At 69.6% G+C, this 2,606-nt stretch carries 3 protein-coding genes; 2 read left to right on the top strand and 1 reads right to left on the bottom strand.

Going from position 1 to position 2,606, the window contains the following annotated elements; all coding sequences use genetic code 11:
- A partial coding sequence (locus ACFHWS_RS28380; RefSeq protein ID WP_416557644.1) for a transposase occupies positions 1–386 on the top strand: 386 nt, incomplete at its 5' end.
- An 87-nt stretch (positions 387–473) separates the two neighbouring features.
- Here the strand turns inward: ACFHWS_RS28380 and ACFHWS_RS28375 are convergent.
- Positions 474–704: a hypothetical protein gene (locus ACFHWS_RS28375; RefSeq protein WP_416557645.1), complete on the bottom strand. Its 231-nt coding sequence runs from the start codon at positions 702–704 to the stop codon at positions 474–476.
- 225 nt (positions 705–929) lie between these two features.
- Between ACFHWS_RS28375 and ACFHWS_RS28370 the strand changes: the two genes are divergently transcribed.
- Positions 930–2,465, top strand: a complete 1,536-nt coding sequence (locus ACFHWS_RS28370; RefSeq protein ID WP_416569563.1) for a trypsin-like peptidase domain-containing protein — start codon at positions 930–932, stop codon at positions 2,463–2,465.
- Positions 2,466–2,606: the final 141 nt, after the last annotated feature.

Genomic DNA, 2,606 nt, shown 5'->3' with positions numbered 1-2,606 from the left:
GCTGCGCAGGGCCGGCCGGGCGAAACTCACCGAGATCGTCAAAGCCCGCGCGCCACGCATGCACCTCGTTCCCCACCCCCGGCCACCTCGCCGCCAACGCCGGCCTGGCCCCGGTCACCCGCCGCTCCGGCACCAGCATCCGCGGCGAACACCCACCCAAGGGCGGCAACAAACAGCTAAAACGCGCGTCCTTCCCGTCCGCGTTCGCCGCCATCGCCGACCCGCTCAGCCGCGCCTACCACGACCGCAAACGCGCTGAGGGCAAGAAGCACAACGCCGCACTCATCTGCCTCGCCCGCCGCCGCGTCGACGTCCTCCACGCCATGCTCCGCACCCAACGGCCATACCAGCCCAAAACGGCGGACGAACCCCGCCTCGCTACTTGACAGAACCCATAGGGACACCCCCCAGTAACGCAGGCGGGCGACCAGGTTCGGCAGTCTAACCGCCGTACAGCCCACCAGCGACCCCGTTTAAGCCGTCGTCCCCTCACGCGCTCGACATCGTGCCCGTGAGAGCGCAGACCCGTCGCCGCCGTTGGCGACAGGTTGTTGTCGACCAGGAACCTCATGCCGCGTGATGCAACGGGAGTTCCCGTTCCCGGACAGCCTCGGCCGCGAAGCGCAGCGCCTCCCAGACGTCATAACGGCCAGGTCCGGCAGCTCCGAGACGATCTCGTCCGCGCTCATGCCGTCCGCCACCATCGCCACCACCGTCGCCACCGGGATGCGCAACCCACGGATACACGGTGCCTCACTCATCTAGCAGGGTCGACGGTGATCCGCTCGAATTTCACAACGGCACCGTGAACCGTGGTGACCCGGCCTCCGGCCGGCGTTCAGCTTCTCTTCGGCCTCGGCGGTCGCGGTCGCGACTGGTGCGTAGGGTGGAAGACGCTACCAGCACCAGCCCAACCTGTGAGTCCAAAAATGACTGTTAGGCGAGATCTATCCCGTACGGTCGGCGCGGGCGCGTCGTGGCTGACCGGCGTCGTCGCGTACGCGGCAGCGGTCGCCGCGGCGCTGGCGGCCCTTGTGGCGCCGACCCCGGCGGCCGCAGCTCCGCCGTACACGCTGGATGAGCGTGCCCTAGCGATCGCCTCGCCGTCACTGGTCTACGTCGAACTGGTCTACACCGGATACCTGCGGGACAAGCAGTCCGGCGCACCGCTGCGCGCGTCGCCGATCACGTTCACCCGGCGGTGCAGCGGCTTCGTCGTCGGCACCGGCGGCGAGGTGATCACCAACGGGCTCTGCGTTCGGCCGGCGAAGGACACCGCGGCGCAGAACGCCCTCTACTCGCTCGGACGCATCCTGATCGCGGAGAAAACCCTCGAGGCCGACGCACTCGACCGCTACGTCGCCGACAACCTCCGCCAGAGCATCTTCACCGGCATCGAGGCCGCAGACGAGCCGGACCATCAGGTGTACGGGCAGCTCGGCGTGGCACCCACGGGCGGTCTGACGGAGAGCCCGGCGATCCCCGGTGAGGTGGTCGAGGTGCTGGACGCCGACGCCGGCAACATCGCCCTGGTCAAGCTGGAACAGCAGAACCTGCCCGCGGTCGAACTGGCGTCGTCGGGCACCCCCGACCCGGGGGCTTCGCTGGTCGTGGTCGGCTACGCCACCGACGAGGTCGATCCCCGCACGGCGACGTACTCGCTGCGCTCCAAGCCGGTGAAGGTCATCGGTACCGGCACCCGCGGCTCCGCGTCGCTGTACCGGGTCAACGAGGACGTCGGCATCCACTCGCTCGGCGGGATGGCGATCGACACGAACGGCCACGTCGTCGGGGTGCTCGACAACGACCTGGAACTGCCCGACCGGGCGAACCGTGCGCTGGTGCCGATGCAAACCATCACCGCGCTGCTCACCGAGGCGGGCGTCGACAACGCGTTGGGCGAGACCGACAAACTGTTCCGCAGCGGGCTCGACGCCTACTTCGCCGGTGACTACGAGACCGCCATCAGCCAGCTCGGCACCGTCGTAGAGAACGCGCCGGTGAACTCGGTCGCGCAGACGTACCGGCAGAACGCCACCGAACTGCAGAAGATCGAAGACAAATTTGCCGACGGAGCCGGCTGGCTGATCTGGGCCAGCGGCGCGGCCGGCGGCGCGCTGGTGATCGGGCTGATCGTGCTCGTGGTGCTGCTTCTGCGGCGCCGTGCCCGCCGCCGGGCCGCGTCGGTCGAGCTGGTGTCCCCGGCCGCAACATACCCGTTTTCGCCGGCGTCCGGGTACCCGGACCAGCCCACGCCCGGGTACCCCTCGACACCCGCCGATCCGGCCCAACAGCCGGCGCAGGAATACCCGCCAGCACCCATCTACCAGCCGCCCGCATCCACCTACCAGTCGCCGCCCGCCGCGCGACAGGGGACAGCGCCCGACGACCAGACGTGGCCCGACGACGAGGCGCTGCCCGACGAAGTCGGGCCCGACCCGCACGGACCCAACCGCCACCACTAGCTACCGGAATGTGGGCCAGTGCTCCGGCCTTCAGGCCGGGGGTGTAGGCCCGCGCTGGGAGGGCCGCCAGGGCCCGAGTAGTGCCCTAAGCCGGACGGTTCTGCTGCTCGATGTACTGCGTCACGATGCTCGGTGGCGCGC

The organism is Micromonospora sp. LOL_013 (assembly GCF_048060315.1).
Taxonomy (GTDB): Bacteria; Actinomycetota; Actinomycetes; order Mycobacteriales; family Micromonosporaceae; genus Micromonospora_E.
The sequence above is the reverse complement of the archived record's forward strand: the minus strand, read 5'-3'. Positions and strand labels throughout refer to the sequence as shown.

Bases quoted from the DNA above. Each gene is read 5' to 3' on its own strand.
- ACFHWS_RS28375 (WP_416557645.1), bottom strand. From the start codon at position 704: ATGGTGGCGGACGGCATGAGCGCGGACGAGATCGTCTCGGAGCTGCCG.
- ACFHWS_RS28370 (WP_416569563.1), top strand. From the start codon at position 930: ATGACTGTTAGGCGAGATCTATCCCGTACGGTCGGCGCGGGCGCGTCG.